Annotated in this window: 15 protein-coding genes; 10 read left to right on the plus strand and 5 right to left on the minus strand. The window is 71.6% G+C overall.

The genetic code is table 11. The annotated features are described in order from the left end of the window. Positions 1 to 124: 124 nt before the first annotated feature. Positions 125 to 592, minus strand: a complete 468-nt coding sequence (locus ABD236_RS22135; RefSeq protein WP_344075868.1) for an RDD family protein — start codon at positions 590 to 592, stop codon at positions 125 to 127. Between the two features lie 242 nt (positions 593 to 834). On the opposite strand from ABD236_RS22135, the gene glnA reads away from it, so the two are divergent. Together glnA and ABD236_RS22145 are read left to right on the plus strand one after the other, a co-directional pair. Next, positions 835 to 2,244, plus strand: coding sequence for a type I glutamate--ammonia ligase (gene glnA, locus ABD236_RS22140; RefSeq protein WP_344075870.1), 1,410 nt, complete (start codon positions 835 to 837; stop codon positions 2,242 to 2,244). A gap of 189 nt (positions 2,245 to 2,433) precedes the next feature. Next, positions 2,434 to 3,702: a phospholipase D-like domain-containing protein gene (locus ABD236_RS22145; RefSeq protein ID WP_344075872.1), complete on the plus strand. Its 1,269-nt coding sequence runs from the start codon at positions 2,434 to 2,436 to the stop codon at positions 3,700 to 3,702. Between the two features lie 59 nt (positions 3,703 to 3,761). On the opposite strand, the gene ABD236_RS22150 is transcribed toward ABD236_RS22145, so the two are convergent. Further along, entirely contained in the window at positions 3,762 to 4,043 is a 282-nt protein-coding gene (locus ABD236_RS22150; protein WP_344075874.1) for a hypothetical protein, read from the minus strand. A gap of 136 nt (positions 4,044 to 4,179) precedes the next feature. Here ABD236_RS22150 and ABD236_RS22155 point away from each other — a divergent pair, with 136 nt between their 5' ends. Next, positions 4,180 to 4,539 carry an arsenate reductase family protein gene (locus ABD236_RS22155; protein ID WP_344075876.1) on the plus strand — a complete coding sequence of 120 codons (360 nt, stop codon included), beginning with the start codon at positions 4,180 to 4,182 and terminating at the stop codon, positions 4,537 to 4,539. 68 nt (positions 4,540 to 4,607) lie between these two features. On the opposite strand, the gene ABD236_RS22160 is transcribed toward ABD236_RS22155, so the two are convergent. Both ABD236_RS22160 and ABD236_RS22165 read right to left on the minus strand, forming a co-directional pair. Continuing rightward, the gene (locus ABD236_RS22160; protein WP_344075878.1) at positions 4,608 to 5,132 is read right to left on the minus strand and encodes a carboxymuconolactone decarboxylase family protein; all 525 of its coding nucleotides are present in this window, start codon (positions 5,130 to 5,132) and stop codon (positions 4,608 to 4,610) included. Between the two features lie 105 nt (positions 5,133 to 5,237). Then, the gene (locus ABD236_RS22165) at positions 5,238 to 6,167 is read right to left on the minus strand and encodes a Gfo/Idh/MocA family protein (RefSeq protein WP_344075881.1); all 930 of its coding nucleotides are present in this window, start codon (positions 6,165 to 6,167) and stop codon (positions 5,238 to 5,240) included. 206 nt (positions 6,168 to 6,373) lie between these two features. Between ABD236_RS22165 and glnII the strand changes: the two genes are divergently transcribed. From glnII to ABD236_RS22195, 6 genes are all read left to right on the plus strand, one after another. Then, positions 6,374 to 7,402: a glutamine synthetase gene (glnII, locus tag ABD236_RS22170; RefSeq protein WP_344075883.1), complete on the plus strand. Its 1,029-nt coding sequence runs from the start codon at positions 6,374 to 6,376 to the stop codon at positions 7,400 to 7,402. A gap of 382 nt (positions 7,403 to 7,784) precedes the next feature. Beyond that, positions 7,785 to 8,357, plus strand: a complete 573-nt coding sequence (locus tag ABD236_RS22175) for a winged helix-turn-helix domain-containing protein (protein ID WP_344075887.1) — start codon at positions 7,785 to 7,787, stop codon at positions 8,355 to 8,357. Positions 8,358 to 8,582: 225 nt separating this feature from the next. After that, complete coding sequence (locus ABD236_RS22180; protein WP_344075889.1) at positions 8,583 to 9,854, plus strand: sensor histidine kinase; 1,272 nt, start codon at positions 8,583 to 8,585, stop codon at positions 9,852 to 9,854. Then, positions 9,839 to 10,486, plus strand: a complete 648-nt coding sequence (locus tag ABD236_RS22185; protein ID WP_344075891.1) for a response regulator transcription factor — start codon at positions 9,839 to 9,841, stop codon at positions 10,484 to 10,486. Before ABD236_RS22180 ends, ABD236_RS22185 begins: the two co-directional genes overlap by 16 nt. Before the next feature lie 236 nt (positions 10,487 to 10,722). Then, on the plus strand, positions 10,723 to 11,868 hold the full coding sequence (locus ABD236_RS22190) for a methyltransferase (RefSeq protein WP_344075894.1): 1,146 nt from the start codon (positions 10,723 to 10,725) through the stop codon (positions 11,866 to 11,868). A 99-nt stretch (positions 11,869 to 11,967) separates the two neighbouring features. After that, on the plus strand, positions 11,968 to 13,473 hold the full coding sequence (locus tag ABD236_RS22195) for a DUF1996 domain-containing protein (protein WP_344075897.1): 1,506 nt from the start codon (positions 11,968 to 11,970) through the stop codon (positions 13,471 to 13,473). Between the two features lie 87 nt (positions 13,474 to 13,560). Here the strand turns inward: ABD236_RS22195 and ABD236_RS22200 are convergent, their stop codons facing one another. Next, complete coding sequence (locus tag ABD236_RS22200; RefSeq protein ID WP_344075899.1) at positions 13,561 to 13,956, minus strand: hypothetical protein; 396 nt, start codon at positions 13,954 to 13,956, stop codon at positions 13,561 to 13,563. A 143-nt stretch (positions 13,957 to 14,099) separates the two neighbouring features. On the opposite strand from ABD236_RS22200, the gene ABD236_RS22205 reads away from it, so the two are divergent. Further along, positions 14,100 to 17,201 (plus strand): alpha-N-acetylglucosaminidase, encoded by a 3,102-nt coding sequence (locus ABD236_RS22205; protein WP_344075901.1) that lies wholly within the window; start codon positions 14,100 to 14,102, stop codon positions 17,199 to 17,201. Positions 17,202 to 17,238: the final 37 nt, after the last annotated feature.

Genomic DNA, 17,238 nt, shown 5'->3' on the forward strand with positions numbered 1-17,238 from the left:
CCCGCGCCCCTTAAAGGCGTGCGTGGCCGAGCCGGTGCATCGGGCGGCCCACCAAGGGGCGCGGGGAACTGCGCGATCAGCCACGGACGACCCGCAGCCGAAGTCACCGCGCCCAGCGACTCCCTTAGATGCGCACCTGGATCGCGCGCGCCAAGCGGTCATGCAGGCCCCGGCCGTCCCGGTCCCAGACCAGGGCCGGGATGGCGAGGCAGAGCAGGACGCTGCGCAGGAGCGCGCGCGGGAAGCTGAGGCGGCCGCCGCCCTCGGCGATCAGACGGAGGCCCAGGATGCGCTTGCCGGGTGTGGAACCGACCGTTCCGACGGTCAGGATGCTCATCACCAGGAAGACGACGAGCGCCCAGTTGTTGGTGAGGTGGAGCTGGCGGTGCGCGAGCAGCCCGTATGCGATCAGGGCGCTCACCGACCAGTCGATGAAGATGGCGCCGAAGCGCCGACCCAGGGGGGCGATGGCGCCCGGCCCCTCCTCCGGCAGACCGAGCTGCTCGCCGCGGTAACCGAAGTCGACGCCCATCTCCTCGGCCGCCGCCTTGGGCCCGGAGAGCCACGATCCGATTGCTTGCCTGTTGTCCACGCTTCCACGGTACCGGCCGGGTTACGCGACCCCGCCCCCGGGAGGGGACAGAGGACCGGGTATATCCCATTTGTACGGGTCTTGACGCGGTCCCTACCCAGGCCCCGGTTAACTTGGGCGAAACAAACGGGTCACGCTTGAGAAATCCCGCCTGCCTATGGTCAGGTCCAGCGTGTGCCACCGCACTGGCCGCACCACGAGCTACAACCCCGTCTCCCCCGGACGGGAGTAGGAGGAGTTGGATGTTCCAGAACGCCGACGACGCCAAGAAGTACATCGCGGACAACGACGTCAAGATGGTGGACGTCCGGTTCTGCGACCTTCCCGGCGTGATGCAGCACTTCACGATCCCGGCGACGGCGTTCGACCCGGCCGAGGAGCTGGCGTTCGACGGTTCGTCGATCCGTGGCTTCCAGGCGATCCACGAGTCCGACATGGCGCTGCGCGCCGACCTGTCGACCGCGCGTCTGGACCCGTTCCGCCGCGACAAGACGCTGAACATCAACTTCTTCATCCACGACCCGATCACGGGCGAGCAGTACAGCCGCGACCCGCGCAACATCGCCAAGAAGGCCGAGGCCTACCTCGCCTCGACCGGCATCGCGGACACGGCGTACTTCGGCCCCGAGGCCGAGTTCTACGTCTTCGACTCGGTGCGCTTCGAGACCTCCGCGAACCAGGGCTTCTACCACATCGACTCCGAGGCGGGCGCCTGGAACACCGGTGCGGTCGAGGACAACCGCGGCTACAAGGTCCGCTACAAGGGCGGCTACTTCCCGGCCCCGCCGGTCGACCACTTCGCCGACCTGCGTGCCGAGATCTCCCTGGAGTTGGAGAAGTCCGGCCTCCAGGTCGAGCGCCAGCACCACGAGGTGGGCACGGCCGGCCAGGCGGAGATCAACTACAAGTTCAACACGCTGCTGGCCGCGGCCGACGACCTGATGCTCTTCAAGTACATCGTGAAGAACGTCGCCTGGCGCAACGGCAAGACCGCGACCTTCATGCCGAAGCCGATCTTCGGCGACAACGGCTCGGGCATGCACGTCCACCAGTCCCTGTGGACCGGCGGCGAGCCGCTCTTCTACGACGAGCAGGGCTACGCGGGCCTGTCGGACACCGCCCGCTACTACATCGGCGGCATCCTCAAGCACGCCCCGTCGCTGCTGGCCTTCACCAACCCGACGGTGAACTCCTACCACCGCCTGGTCCCCGGCTTCGAGGCCCCGGTCAACCTGGTCTACTCGCAGCGCAACCGCTCCGCCGCGATGCGCATCCCGATCACGGGCTCGAACCCGAAGGCCAAGCGCGTCGAGTTCCGCGCCCCGGACCCGTCGTCCAACCCGTACCTCGCCTTCTCGGCGCTGCTCCTCGCGGGCCTCGACGGCATCAAGAACAAGATCGAGCCGGCCGAGCCGATCGACAAGGACCTCTACGAGCTCGCCCCCGAGGAGCACGCGGGCGTCCCCCAGGTCCCGACCTCCCTCCCGGCGGTACTGGAGGCCCTGGAGGCCGACAACGAGTACCTCCAGGCGGGCGGCGTCTTCACGTCCGACCTGATCGAGACGTGGATCGACTACAAGCGCACGGCGGAGATCGCCCCGATCCAGCTGCGGCCGCATCCGCACGAGTTCGAGCTGTACTTCGACATCTAAGCCCCACCGGGTGTCACACGTCTGAGGCCCTGCCGCTTCTCCGGAAGCGGCAGGGCCTCCGTGTGTCTCGGCCCGGGGATGCGTTACGGGCCCGAACTCGACCTCCCCAGGCTCCTCTTGGCAAGATCAGGCACCCGATCCGATCAGCCTTGACCGGATCGGGTTTGATCCCGTCCGAGAGGAAACCTCTTGCGCTCCCGCCCCACCCTCCGCACCGCCGCCCTCGCCACCGCCCTCCTCGCCTCCGTCCTCACCGCCCAGGCCGGTTCCGCCGCCGCCGACGTCCCCGTCCCCCTCAAGACCGGGGCCGTCTTCAACAACCCCGTCGGGACCGCCGCCGAGCAGCAGGCCGTCGTGGCGCGGCAGGTGGAGCTCGTCGCGGGGGTGCCCGCCGGGGCGCGGATACGGCTGGCCATGTTCTACGCCGATGACCCGGCCCTGCCCGACGCGCTGATCGCCGCCCATCGGCGGGGCGTCGACGTGCAGGCGGTCTTCGACGAGAAGGCGGTGGGCATGGCTCCGTACAAGAGCCTGCTGGCCGAGCTCGGTGGGGACACGGCCAAGGCGTCGTGGGTGATGAGCTGCGGGGCCGGGCGCGGTTGCGTGGGGACGCGGGCGCTCGGGACCGTCGACGCCATCAACCACAACAAGTTCCTGCTGCTGTCCGAGACCCAGGGCACCCCCCACGTCGTCGTCCAGTCCTCCGCCAACCTCCATGTCGGCCGCGACGGCACCAAGGGGTGGAACAACGCCCTGGTTCTGGTGGGGAATGAGGGGATCTACTCCGCCTACGATGCGTATTTCGATGATCTGAAAGCCCGGCGCGCCAACAACGACTACTACCGCACCGGCCGGCCTCCCGTCGCCTCCGGCAACGCCAAGGCGCACTTCTATCCGCGCGCCGAGAGCAACGGCTCGCCCTACAACGACCCCTCCGAGGACACCGTCGCCACGGTGCTCGACAACGTCGCCTGTTTCGGGAACTCCACGTACGGGACGACCGACAACCACCGGACCCGGATCCGGGTCAGCATGACCATCTTCAGCCGCCCCTACCTCGCCGAACGGCTCGCCGAGCTCGACGCGCAGGGGTGTTATGTCGAGGTGTCCGAGACGTACAACCCGGACAGCGCGCTGGAGAAGCAGTCGCTGGAGACGCTGCTGAAGAAGACCTCCAGTGTGTACGGCGGGGTCATCACCAAGTACTACTGCCAGGCCGACTCCACCTGGATCCACGACAAGTACCTGCTCGTGGAGGGGAAGTACTACAACACGCCGGACCGCAAGGTGCTGTGGACCGGCAGCCACAACTGGAGCGGGAACTCGCTGCGGCAGAGCGACGAGACCATGCTCCAGCTGGAGGACGGCGGCGTCTTCGACGCGTACGTGGCCAACTTCAACCAGCTGCGGGCCGCGACCACCCATCAGCCCGCCAACGGGGCCCCGGCCACCTGCTGAGCCCACGGCGAGGTGCCGCGCCCCGGTCTCGGCGGCGCGGCACCCCTGCCGTCAGCCCGTCAGCGGCCCGAGCGGATCAGGGCCCGGACCATCCGGCACGTCGTGTCCGACGGCGGGTGCACTCCGATCAGCTCCGCCGTGCTCCGTATCTTGCGGTCGGGCGCGTGCTCCGGCTGGTACACCCCGGTGTCGAGCAGCGCGATGGCCAGGCGCATCGCCTTGAGGCGCCGGTTGTGCGTCTCGTACCACACCCGCGGGCGGCCTGCGGGCAGCGGCACCTTCTTCAGGGTCATCAGGGACAGCTGTTGCGGAGCGCGCGAAGTCAGTACGGCAGCGGCCATGGGCATCCTCCTGGGCAGTCGGGAACCCTCACGAACTGCCTCAATTTTACTGCCCGGCACTGACAATCGCCCTTGCTGGAAGGGCCTTTCAGCAGGTCACAGCCGTATCGGCGCCACCGGCGGTACCGTGTCCCCCATGGAGATCTGGATCAACCCCGCCTGTTCCAAGTGCCGCAGCGCCATCGATCTGCTGGACGAGGAGGGCGCCTCGTACACGGTTCGCCGCTACCTCGACGACGTGCCGTCCGAGGACGAGATCCGGGCCGTACTGGAGCGGCTCGGCCTCGAACCCTGGGACATCACGCGCACCCAGGAGGCCGACGCCAAGGAGCTCGGGCTCAAGGAGTGGCCGCGCGACGCCAAGGCGCGCGGGCGCTGGATCGCGGCGCTCGCCGCGCACCCCAAGCTGATCCAGCGCCCGATCATCACGGCGGACGACGGGACGGCCGTGGTGGGCCGCACCGAGGAGGCCGTCCGGGACGCGCTCTCCCGGTAGGGCCCCGGTCCTGGGCTCGGGTCCCGGGCCCGGGCCCGGGCCCGGCCGGTCGGCCCCGACCGGTCAGCTCAGCGCACCCGCTCGTCCGTCCCCGCCACCTTGCGCGCGGTGACGTTCAGACGGTTCCACGTGTTGATCGTGAAGATCAGCGCGAGCAGCCCGCCGAGCTCCTGCTCGCTGAACTCCTCGGCCGCCTCCTCGAACACCTCGTCGCTCACCTCGCCCTGCGAGATCAGCGTGACCGACTCGGTGAGGGCGAGCGCCGCGCGCTCCTGCGCGGTGAAGAAGTGCGGGGCCTCGCGCCACACACCGACCATGTGCAGCCGCTCCGGGTTCTCGCCCGCCTTGTGCGCGTCGCTGACGTGCATGTGGAGGCAGTACGCGCAGTTGTTGATCTGCGAGGCACGTATCTGCACCAGCTCCACCAGGGCGGGGTCGAGGTGCTCGGTGGCCGCGACGTTGAGGGCGATGATCGCCTTGAACGCCTTCGGGTTGGCCTTGGCGAAGTCGATCCGTACGGGGTTGTGGGCCGCCGCCAGGGCGATGGTCTCGTCGATGCCGGTGGTCTGCGGGGCGAGCTGCGTCGTCGTCATGATCATTAATCTACGGGAGCGGGCGACCGGCCCCCAGGTGCATTTCCGGTGCGGAATGTCGGGTCAATTCGGCGGCCGGACACATCCGTACGAGCAGCGGCACGCTCAGCGGCTCCCCTCGCCGAGCTGCCGCTCCGCCTCCGCCAGGACCTCGGTGACCCGCGCCCCGAACCCCGCGTCGCACGGATGCGGCACCCCCTCCCGTACCGCCCGCAGCAGCGCGTCGAGCGCCGCCGCGAACGACTCGTCCGCCCCGCCCCAGTCCGGCATGGGCACCACGCCCGGCTCCCCCAGGAACTCCACGCTCACGCCCGTCGCGGCCTCCGGCGCCGTGAAGCCGAGGGTGGCCGTGGCCGAGACGCCCGAGGCGTGGCGCAGGACCAGGTGGACCGTGTCGCCGGGGCCGGGCGCGGCCGTCACCCGCTCCACCTCGCCGAGCACCGCCAGCAGCACCGACAGGGCGTGCGGGCCCACGTCCCAGAGCGCGCCCTTCTCCCGGCGCCAGGGCGAGGCGGCGTACGGGCTCGGCGCCGCGCCGGGCGTGAACAGCGCGCCCAGCCAGTGCGCGCGGGCCGTGAACCAGCCCTTCAGCGCGGCCTGCCGGTCGATCCAGGCGGCCGTGCCCGGGGCGAAGCGCAGGGTGAAGAAGACCACCGAGGCGACCCCGGCCCGGCGTGCCGCCTCGGCGACCTCGCGCGCCCGGCCGGGGTCCGTGGCGACCGGCTTGTCGAGCAGCAGATGGCAGCCGGCCGCCGCCGCCCGTACCGCCAGCGGCGCCTGGACGTCCGGGGGCAGCGCGAAGGCGACCGCGTCGCACGCCGCGAACAGCTCGTCCACGTCCTCGTGGACGGGGACGGAGTGCTCGGCGGCGAGCGCGGCCGCCGCCTCGGGGCGGCGCCCCCACACCCCGGCGAACGCGACCCCGGGGTGCGCGGCGAGCGCGGGCGCGTGGGCGGCGACGGCCCACGGGCCGGTGCCGAGGAGTCCGATACGGAGGGGGGACGGGCGGGGCGCGGTGGCGGATGCGTCGGTCATGGCGCCCAGTGTGCTGCGTCACAGCGGGCGGTGGGAGCGGGTTACGAACGCCACCTGAGTAACACCGGGTTCACACACGGGCAACGGACGGGAAATCCCGGGGTGTGAGGCTGCGCGCAGCAGCCCCGGACGCCCCGCACGGCGTCGGCGGCCCCGCCGCTCCGCGGCTCCCGCACCACCAGCAGCTCCCGCAAAGGATGGCTTCCGTGACGTTCAAGGCTGAGTACATCTGGATCGACGGCACCGAGCCGACCGCCAAGCTCCGCTCGAAGACCAAGATCATCGCGGGTGTGCCGGACGGCGCCGAGCTGCCGGTGTGGGGCTTCGACGGCTCCTCCACCAACCAGGCCGAGGGCCACGCCTCCGACCGGGTGCTCAAGCCGGTCTTCTCCTGTCCGGACCCGATCCGCGGCGGCGACGACCTGCTCGTGCTGTGCGAGGTCCTGGACATCGACGGCACGCCGCACGCGTCCAACACCCGCGCCCAGCTGCGTCCGATCGCCGAGCGGTTCGCCGCGCAGGAGCCGATCTTCGGTATCGAGCAGGAGTACACCTTCTTCGACGGCGCCCGTCCGCTGGGCTTCCCGGTCGGCGGCTTCCCGGCCGCGCAGGGCGGCTACTACTGCGGTGTCGGCGCCGACGAGATCTTCGGCCGCGAGATCGTCGAGAAGCACCTCGACCACTGCCTCGCCGCGGGGCTGAGCATCTCCGGCATCAACGCCGAGGTCATGCCGGGCCAGTGGGAGTTCCAGGTCGGCCCCGTGGGCCCGCTGGAGGTCTCCGACCAGCTGTGGATCGCGCGCTGGCTGCTCTACCGCACGGCCGAGGAGTTCAACGTCTCGGCGACGCTCGACCCGAAGCCGGTGAAGGGCGACTGGAACGGCGCGGGCGCGCACACCAACTTCTCCACCAAGGCGATGCGCGAGGGCTACGACGCGATCATCACCGCGTGCGAGTCGCTCGGCGAGGGCTCCAAGCCGATGGACCACGTCAAGAACTACGGCGCCGGCATCGACGACCGCCTCACCGGTCTGCACGAGACCGCCCCGTGGAACGAGTACTCGTACGGCGTCTCGGACCGCGGCGCCTCGGTGCGCATCCCGTGGCAGGTCGAGGTGGACAAGAAGGGCTACATCGAGGACCGCCGCCCGAACGCGAACGTCGACCCGTACGTCGTGACCCGGCTGATCGTCGAGACCTGCTGCACCGGCCTGGAGAAGGCCGGTCAGGTCTGAGCCGCACCGGATCCGTTCCGAAGGGCGCCCACCCAGATGGTGGGCGCCCTTCGGGCTTTGCGGCAGGGCGAGTTCAGGCGTTCCGGCCAGGCGGTTTCCGGTCATCTGAGCCACGGGGCGTATCAGTGTGTGGGAGGACACTGCTCGGGCTCGGACACATCTGGTTCAATATGCACATGGCCAGCCACCCGAACCCCGCGACAGGTCGCAGCGACCTCGAGCCGTTCTGGCCGTCCCGCCAGGACCACGACTTCGACCGGGTGTGTTGCCGCGCGACGAACGCGCCGGCCCTCTAACGCCTCCCCTTCACCGAAGGCCTTCGGCCCGCGCGCACCGACGTACGTCCCCTGCTGACGACTCCGCGCGAAAGAGCTGACCTCTCATGGCGAACAACGCCCCTGTCTTCCCCGCCGCCCGCCCCGCGCCCGCGCCCCTGGGACGGCATCGACTCCGTGCCGTCGACCGCGACGAGGTGGCCGCCACCGGCACCGTCGTCGACTTCCTGCCGCCGGGCGCCACTTGGCTGCCCGCTCCCGCCCACACCCTGCCCGCGCTGCCCGGCCGGCCCCCGATGGTCGGCTATCTCGTCCTCGTCCCGGCCGACCAGCAGCCGCTGCTCGCCGCCGCGCCCCAGCCGGCGGCCGAGGAGCCCGAGGCCGGCGCGGCGGGCGGTGACGAGCTCGTACGTATCGACGCGGTCCGCCGCACCGCCGAGGTCGACGGACAGCTGCTCGACCTCACGTACCTGGAATTCGAGCTGCTCGCCCATCTGGTGGCGAACCCTCAGCGGGTGCACACCCGCGACCAGTTGGTGACCACGGTGTGGGGGTACGGCCACGTCGGCGACGGCCGGACCGTGGACGTCCACGTCGCCCGGCTGCGCCGCAAGCTGGGCGCCCGCCACCGCCACGCGATCCAGACGGTCCGGCGGGTCGGGTACAAGTACGCCCCCTGATCCCCGCCCGCGACAGCGCGACGCATCCGGCGCCCCCGGCACGCTCCTGGCGTGCCGGGGGCGCCCTCGTGTGCGGCCGCCGGGGCGGCGGAGGGCAGGATACGAGGTCAGGGGGTGGTGCCAGCTACACCCCGGCCGGGGGGACCGGCCCCGTGACCGCACCCGTGCGGCCCGGCGAGACTGGGGTCCGCAAGCACGCTGGGCCCACGAAGGGGGACGACGACGATGGTGGCGCGTATCAGGGCGGGGCTGCTCGCCGGTGGCCGGGGATTCGGCCTCTCGACGAGCGGCATGGCCGTCGGGATCCTGCTGTTCACGCTGACCGTCGTGTCGATCTCCCTGATCCCGGTCGGCATCGGTGTGTTCACCACGCCGGTCGCGCTCGACGCGGTACGGGTGTACGCCAACCGGCGGCGCTCGCTGGCCCGGGAGTGGCTGGGGATGGAGATCGCGGTGCCGTACCGGACGCTCCCCGCGCAGCGGCCCGGGGTGCTCGGCGCGGTCGAGCGGTGCGGGCAGCTCCTGAAGGACCCGGCGACCTGGCGCGACCTGGAGTGGCTGCTCGCCGACATGACGGCGGGCGCGGTCCTCGCCTTCCTGCCGCCCGCGCTGCTCCTCTACAGCGTGTGGGGTGTCGTGCTCGCCGCGGGTGTCTGGGAGCCGGTCGACAGCGCGGGCGGCGGGCTGTGGTTCACCTTCGTCCACGTCACCTCGCAGTCCACGGCCAACCTGGCGGCCGCCGTCGGCTTCGCGTACACCGCCCTCGGGCTTTTCGTGAACCCGGCGCTGATCCGCGCCAACTTCGGCATCGCCAGGTCGCTTCTCTCCCCCACCCGCGAGCAGGCGCTGGCGCTGCGCGTGGAGCGGCTGACCGAGACGCGGCACGACGCCGTGGACACCTCGGCCGCCGAGCTGCGCCGCATCGAGCGCGATCTGCACGACGGGGCGCAGGCGCGGCTCGTCGCCGTGGGCATGAGCCTGGGCACCGTGGAGGCGCTGATCGAGAAGGACCCCGCGCAGGCGAAGGCGCTGCTCGCCAAGGCCCGCGAGTCGTCCGCCGAGGCGTTGACCGAACTGCGTGACCTGGTCCGGGGCATCCATCCGCCGGTCCTCGCCGAGCGGGGCCTGGGGGACGCGGTGCGCGCCCTGGCGCTGCGGCTGCCGGTGCCGGTGGAGGTCGACGTGCGGCTGCCCGCCGGGCGCGCGGACGCGCCGGTGGAGTCGGCGGCGTACTTCGCCGTCAGCGAGGTCCTCACCAACGCGGTCAAGCACGCCGAGGCCGACCGGATCTGGGTCGACCTCTCGTACGAGGAGGAGAGCCGGGCCCTGCGGATCTCAGTCACCGACAACGGACGCGGCGGGGCGACCGTGGGCGGCGGGTCCGGGCTGAGCGGCCTGGAGCGGCGACTGGGTACATTCGACGGCGTCCTGGCCGTCAGCAGTCCCGTCGGCGGCCCCACCATGGTGACCATGGAGATTCCTTGCGCGTTGTCCTAGCCGAAGACCTCTTCCTGCTGCGCGACGGGCTCGTACGGCTGCTGGAGGCGTACGACTTCGAGATCGTCGCGGCGGTCGAGAGCGGGCCCGAGCTGACCCGGGCCCTTGCCGAGTCGGAGCCGGACGTGGCGATCGTCGACGTACGGCTGCCGCCCACGCACACCGACGAGGGCCTCCAGTGCGCGCTGGCCGCCCGGCGGGCCCGGCCGGGGCTGCCGGTCCTGGTCCTGTCGCAGCACGTGGAGCAGCTGTACGCGCGCGAGCTGCTGGCGGACGGGAACGGGGGCGTCGGCTATCTGCTGAAGGACCGGGTCTTCGACGCGGAGCAGTTCGTGGACGCGGTGCGGCGGGTGGCGGGGGGTGGCACGGCGATGGATCCGCAGGTGATCTCGCAGCTGCTGTCCCGCAAGGTGCGGGACTCGCCGGTGGCGGGGCTCACTCCGCGTGAGCTGGAGGTGATGGAGCTGATGGCCCAGGGGCGGTCCAACGCGGCGATCGCGCAGCAGCTGGTGGTGACGGAGCGGGCGATCGCGAAGCACACGTCCAATATCTTCGCGAAGCTGGGGCTTCCGGTGTCCGATGACGACAATCGGCGGGTGCTGGCGGTGCTCGCCTACCTTGAGCGCGGGTGATTTTGCCCGGTCTTCGTCTGCGGGTGCGTGGTCGGTTGCTCGCGCCGTTCCCCGCGCCCCCTTTCTTGCCCGGTCTTCGTCTGCGGGGCGGTGGCCTCTTCTCGCGCAGTTCCCCGCGCCCCTAGGGGGTTGGGGGCTGTCGGGGGCGTGGGGGCCTGGCGCTGCCACGCCCGGGTGGTTGTGGGTGGCGTGGGGGGCTGGTCCGCGCGGGTTAGCCTGGCTGGACCATGAACCGGATGACTTCGCCCTGGGGGGCGTACGAGCTGAGCCGCTTTCCCGAGGACCCGCGCGATCAGCTGCGGGCCTGGGACGCCGCCGACGAGTATCTGCTGCGGCGTCTGGAGGACGCGGACCTCTCGGGGGCCGTGGTCGCCCTCGGTGACCGGTGGGGTGCGCTGACCACGGCCCTGGCGGCCCGGGGCACCGGCTCGCTCACCCAGATCAGCGAGTCCTTCCTCGGCCAGGAGGCCACCCGGGCGAACCTGGCGCGGGCGGGCGTGCCGGAGGGCGCCGTCACGCTGCTGTCCACCCACGACGAGCCGCCGGCGCGCGTGGACGTGCTGCTGGTGCGCGTACCGAAGAGCCTGGCCCTCCTGGAGGACCAGCTGCACCGGCTCGCACCCGCCGTGCACGCGGGCACCCTGGTCGTGGGCACCGGCATGGTGAAGGACATCCACACCTCCACGCTCCACCTGTTCGAGCGCCTCCTCGGCCCGACGAAGACCTCGCTGGCCGAGAAGAAGGCCCGGCTGATCTTCTGCGAGCCGGACCCGGGGCTGGTCCGCCCGGTGAACCCGTGGCCGCTGACGTACTCCCTGGAGATGGGCATCGGTCCGGCCTCCGGGCTCGCCGTCACCAACTACGCGGGGGTGTTCTGCGCCGACCGCCTCGACATCGGCACCCGCTTCCTGCTCCAGCACCTGCCCGCGCGTACGGGCCCGGACCGCGTCGTCGACCTCGGCTGCGGCAACGGCATCGTGGGGACGGCGGCGGCGCTCGCCAACCCGGAGGCGAGCGTGGTGTTCACCGACGAGTCGCACCAGGCGATCGCCTCGGCGCGGGCCACCTTCCGGCTCTGCGCGGGCGCGGCCCGGGAGGCGGACGCCGAGTTCCGCCTCGGCGACGGGCTGGCCGGGTTCCCGCCGGGCACCGCCGACCTGGTGCTCAACAACCCGCCGTTCCACACCCATCAGGCCACCACCGACCGCACCTCCACCCGGATGTTCACGGACGCGCGCGAAGCGCTGCGCCCGGGCGGTGAGTTGTGGGTGGTCGGCAACCGGCACCTGGGCTACCACCTCAAGCTCCAGCGGCTCTTCGGCAACAGTGAACTGGTCGCCAGCGACCCGAAGTTCGTGGTGCTGCGCGCGGTCAAGCGCTGACCTGTGTTCCTGGAGATACCTACGAAATAGCCGGGGCGTTGAACGCCCCACGCGCCCCATGCGTATGGAACGACGCGCTGCTTCAAGCGAAGGAGTTCCATGGGACGCTCAATACGAAAACGGCCGACCTTCCCTCGGCGGATGACGATGGCCGCCGCGGCACTCTTCATCGGTGGGGGCGGCCTTGTCGCGGTGAATGTGTACGCCTCGGCCAGCGACGACCCGGGACAGGCCCAGACACGGGCCGCCCCGGTGTCGAACGCGTCGACGATCGACTGCCCGGACGTGTCCAACAGCCTCCCGGACGTGCCGGATTCGGCCCGCCCCGAGGTGGACCGGGAGCTGGCCGCCATTGATACGCAGATCACCGACGCATACGAGAAGTTCGCCTCGAACAAGGACCGTGTCGACCGGGATCCCGGATATGCCCGGCAAGCCGTACTGGATCCGCTGAAGGACAAGCGGACGGCGTCGCTCGACCGGATCTCGGTGGCCGTCGGCCGCGGTGGCGGACAGCGGCCGCAGGGCATGCAGGGCCTCGCCCCGTGCACCCTGCGCGCGGACGACAACGGCGCGGGCGGACAGGGAGCCGGACCGGCGGACGCACAGGCCCAGGGCCAAAACCAGCGCCAGGGGCAGGGACAATGGCCTGCTCAGGGGCAGGGTTCCGGCCAAGGACAGAACCAGGGCCAGAACCAGGGCCAGGGGCAGAACGTCGGGAACGGGCCCTCCAGGAGGGACTTCGTCGACATCCGTTCGGTGCGGCCGAACGTGCAGGCCCCCCGCACCCAGCAGGGCGGCTCCACGGGGCTCTTCAGCAGCAGCTGCGGCGTCAACCAGAACGCCAAGCGGAACCCCGACAACGTCATCGTCGCGCCCGGTGTGAGCAATGGCGCCCACCATATGCACGACTATGTCGGAAACCAGGCGACCGACGCCTTCTCCAGCGACGCGGCTCTCGCCAACGGCGGTACGAGCTGCCGCAATCAGGGTGACAAGTCCACGTATTACTGGCCCGTACTGCGTCTTCAGAACGGTCAGAACGAGAACGACGCCAACGCGGACGGCGGCGGCCGGGACAAGAACGTCGGAAAGATCCAGACGCCCTCGCAGGTGACCATCAAGCTGGTCGGCAATCCCGTCAGCAAGGTCACCGCGATGCCGCGCTTTCTGCGGATCATCACCGGCGACGCCAAGGCCTTCACCAACGGCAACGCGAATGCCAACGCGTCCTGGAGCTGCACCGGATTCGAGAACCGCCAGCTGAAGGACAAATACCCGATCTGCCCCCAGGGCAGCAAAGTCGTCCGCACCTTCAATTTCCAGAGCTGCTGGGACGGGAAGAACACGGACAGCGCGAACCACCGGACGCACGTCGCCTTCGCCGGAAGGAACGGCGCGTGCCCGCGCGGCTTCAAGGCGATCCCGCAGTTGCAGCAGCGGATCGTGTACGCCGTGCCGCCGGGCCCCGGGTTCGCCGTCGACTCGTTCCCCGAGCAGCTCCACAAGCCGGTCACCGATCACGGTGACTTCATCAACGTCTTCAGCGACTCGCTGATGAGGAAGGTGGTGACCTGCATCAACACGGGGCGCAGCTGCGCCTGACAGCCAGGGCGCGCACGCCCCTGGAAACCCGCTCCCCCTGATGGGCTCCCCCGGGTCACCCCACCCGGGGGAGCACGCACTGCGCGGTCAGCTCATGTGGTGGTGTCCGGAATGGTTGGTCCCGGTCTCGACACTGCCACCGAGCCGGCCGCGCAGCGCGTTGACCACGTTCTGGTCGCCCACGGCGACCCATTTGCGGCCCACCAGATAGGCGCCGCCGTAGTCCTTGGCGCCGTTGATCCACTCCCGCTGGCCGCGGTCGGTGGCGAAGGTCGCCAGGACATAGCGGCCGTCCGCGGTGTCGCAGTTGGCCTGTCGCAGCTCTGCCGCGTTGGTGGAGATCTTCGGCTCGCAGGCGGCCTGGGCCGCGATCTCTTCGAGGGTTCCGCCGGCTGTCTTCGGCGCGTCGTGGCCGCCCCCGCCGCAGCCCGCGGCTAGGGTCACGACCGCGGCTGCCAGGGCCGCTCGTACAAGGGTGCGCATACCTCCATCGTGCCTTCAACCACCCCCTTCCCGTGGGCATTTGGCCATTTCAGTGGCCTCGTTGCCCCGCATCCGCCCCGCCGATCGACGTGCGCTCCGCACGCGCCTGTTGTCACCCCGGCGACACGAGGAGCGCCGAGCCCATGGCCGAGCCGTCGAGCCCTTCGAACCCCTCCAGACGTACGGTGCTGAGCACCGCGGGAGCCATCGGCGCCGGGGCCGCCGTCGGGGTGGCCGCCCCCGCCCACGCGACCCCTGCCGCCTCCGCGGTTGCACACCCGCTTGACGCGGGGTCCGCCCGGGACGCCCTGATCCGGCTGCTGCCACGGCACGCCGAGCAGATCCGGCTGACCGCGCTGCCCGACGGTGGCCCCGACCGCTTCCGGGTCACGGGCACGGCCGGACGTGTGGAGATCGCCGCAACCAGCCCGGCCACCGCCCTGACCGGGCTGCACTGGTACCTCAAGTACACCTGTAAAGCCCATCTGACCTGGGCCGGGAGCCAACTGGACCTGCCGGCCCTGCTGCCCGCGCCCGAGCGCCCGCTGGAGCGCGCCGCCACCGTCCCGCACCGTTTCGCGCTCAACGACACCCACGACGGCTACACCGCCCCGTACGCCGACTGGCCCCGCTGGGAACGGCTGATCGACGTCCTCGCCCTGCACGGCTGCAACGAGGTGCTGATGACGGTTGGTCAGGAGACCGTGTACCAGCGGGTGTTGCTCGACTTCGGGTACACCGACGAGGAGGCCCGTGCCTGGCTGCCCGCGCCCTCGCACCAGCCGTGGTGGCTGCTCCAGAACATGAGCGGATACGGCGGGCCGCTCTCCCCCGCGCTGATCGAGCGGCGCGCCGCGCTGGGCGCGCGGATCACCGCCCGGCTGCGCGAGCTGGGGATGCGGCCGGTGCTGCCCGGCTACTTCGGGACCGTCCCGGACGGCTTCCCGGCGCGCAACCCGGGCGCCCGGGTCGTTGCCCAGGGCGGCTGGAACGGGCTGCGCCGTCCGGACTGGCTCGATCCGCGCACCGAGGTGTTCCCGCAGGTCGCGGCGGCCTTCTATCGCCATCAGGAAGAGCTGTTCGGCGAGGTGCGGCACGTCAAGATGGATCTGCTGCACGAGGGCGGCACCCCCGGCGACGTGCCGGTCGCGGACGCCGCCCGGGCCGTCGAGAAGGCCCTGCACACCGCCCGGCCCGGAGCCACCTGGGTGATGCTGGGCTGGCAGACCAACCCCCGCCCGGACATCCTGGCCGCGATCGACAGGACCCGGATCCTGATCGTCGACGGCCTCTCCGACCTCGCCACGGTCACCGACCGCGAGAAGGACTGGGGCGGCGCGCCGTACGCGTTCGGCACCATCCCCAACTTCGGCGGCCGCACCACGCTCGGCGCCACCACCCACCGCTGGACCCGCAAGTTCACCGAGTGGCGCGACCGGCCCGGCAGCACCCTGGCCGGCACCGCGTACATGCCGGAGTCCGCCGAGCGCGACCCCGCCGCCTTCGAGCTGTTCAGCGAGCTCGCCTGGCGGGCCGAACCGGTGGACCGGGACGACTGGTTCCGTACGTACGCGGACGTGCGCTACGGCCGCGAGGACCGGCACGCGCGCGAGGCGTTCGCCGCGCTGTCGGCCACCGCCTACCGGCTGACCACCGCGGACGGGCGGCCCGTCGACTCGCTCTTCACCCGGCGCCCCTCCCTCACCGCGTCCGTGACCACCGCCTTCGACCCGGCCCGCTTCGACCGCGCCTTCGCCGAGCTGCTGGCGGTGGCGCCGCCGCTGCGCGGCTCGGACGCCTACGCGTACGACCTCACCGACCTCGCCCGCCAAGCGCTCGCCGACCGCTCGCGGCTGCTGCTGCCGCAGCTGCGGACCGCGTACGAGCGTGAGGACCGGGCCGTCTTCGGGGCGCTGAGCGCGCTGTGGCTGAAGCTGCTGCGGCTGGCGGACGAGATGTCCGGCTGCCATCGGGGCTTCCTGCTCGGGCCGTGGCTGGAGGACGCCAAGCGGTTCGCGACGAGCCCGGCGGAGGCGGCCGGGCTGGAGCGGACGGCGCGGGCGCTGATCACCACCTGGGCGGGCCGGCCTGCCGCCACCTATCTGAGCAACTACGCGGACCGCGACTGGCAGGGTCTGCTGGCGGACCTTCACCTTCCGCAGTGGCAGGCCTACTTGGACGAGCTGGCCGACGCGCTCGCGGCCGGGCGGGCGCCGAGGGCCTTCGACTGGTACGCGGGCGAGGACGCGTGGACACGGGAGTCGGGCGCGTATCCGGTACGGGCGACGGGCGACCCGTACCGGACGGCGCTGCGCGTCCACGACACGCTCGCGCGCGCCCCGTACCAGGGGGCCGTGAGCGTGAGGGCCGACCCCGTGAGCTTCACCCCCGGCTCCACCGGCACGGTCACGGCGGTGCTGCGCAACCTCAACGGGCTGCGGGCGACCGGCCGCGTCGACTTCGCGCTCGGGGGGCTCGACGCCGAGCCGGAGGGCGCCACCCGGCTGCGGCGCGTCCCGGCGGCGGGCGAGGGCTCGGTGCGCTGGCGGGTGACCGCGCCCGCCGAGCCGCTGACCGCGCCGCTGCGGGCGATGCCGTACGAGCTGACCACGCGGTACGGGCCGGAAGGCGAGGCCCGGGTGGCGGTGGTCCAGCGCTCGGCCTTCTGTCTGGCGGCGCCGCTGAGCGCCGGGTGGCGGACCTTCACCGTCAACGACGCCGTCTTCGGCGAGCTGGACGGGCGGCTCGCGGTCAACGGCGGCGGCCTGGACCTGTGGAGGGGCGTCGCCCAGTTCGGGACCGCGTACCGGCCGGGGGTCCTGCGCGAGGGCGCGATGGTGACGCTCGCCGTCGACTCCCAGGAGGACACCGGCAGTTGGGCGCGCGCCGGGATCGTCGTCCGCAACGGCCTCGGGGCGCCGGGCTCGACCGGCTTCCTGAACCTGGCGGCCACTCCCGGACAGGGCGTGGTGCTCTCGTACGACGCCGACGGCGACGGCCTTCTCGACACCTACCGCCGCGTCACCGCAGTGGCGGCCCCGGTCCTGCTGCGGCTGGCCCGGGGCCCGGCCGGGGCGTTCACCGGCGCCTGCTCGACGGACGGCGGGGCGAGCTGGCGGACGGTCGCCACGGTCACCGTGCCGGGCACGGCCGCCGTCCAGGACGCCGGGCTGTTCATGAGCGCGGCCAACGGGGGCAGCGGGGCGCGGGGGACGGCCGAGTTCAGCGGGTGGACGGTGGTGTAGGGGGCCGACGGGGGACGCTGGTGTTACGTTCCGGGGT

Source organism: Streptomyces crystallinus (assembly GCF_039521265.1).
In the GTDB taxonomy this organism is placed as follows: Bacteria; Actinomycetota; Actinomycetes; order Streptomycetales; family Streptomycetaceae; genus Streptomyces; species Streptomyces crystallinus.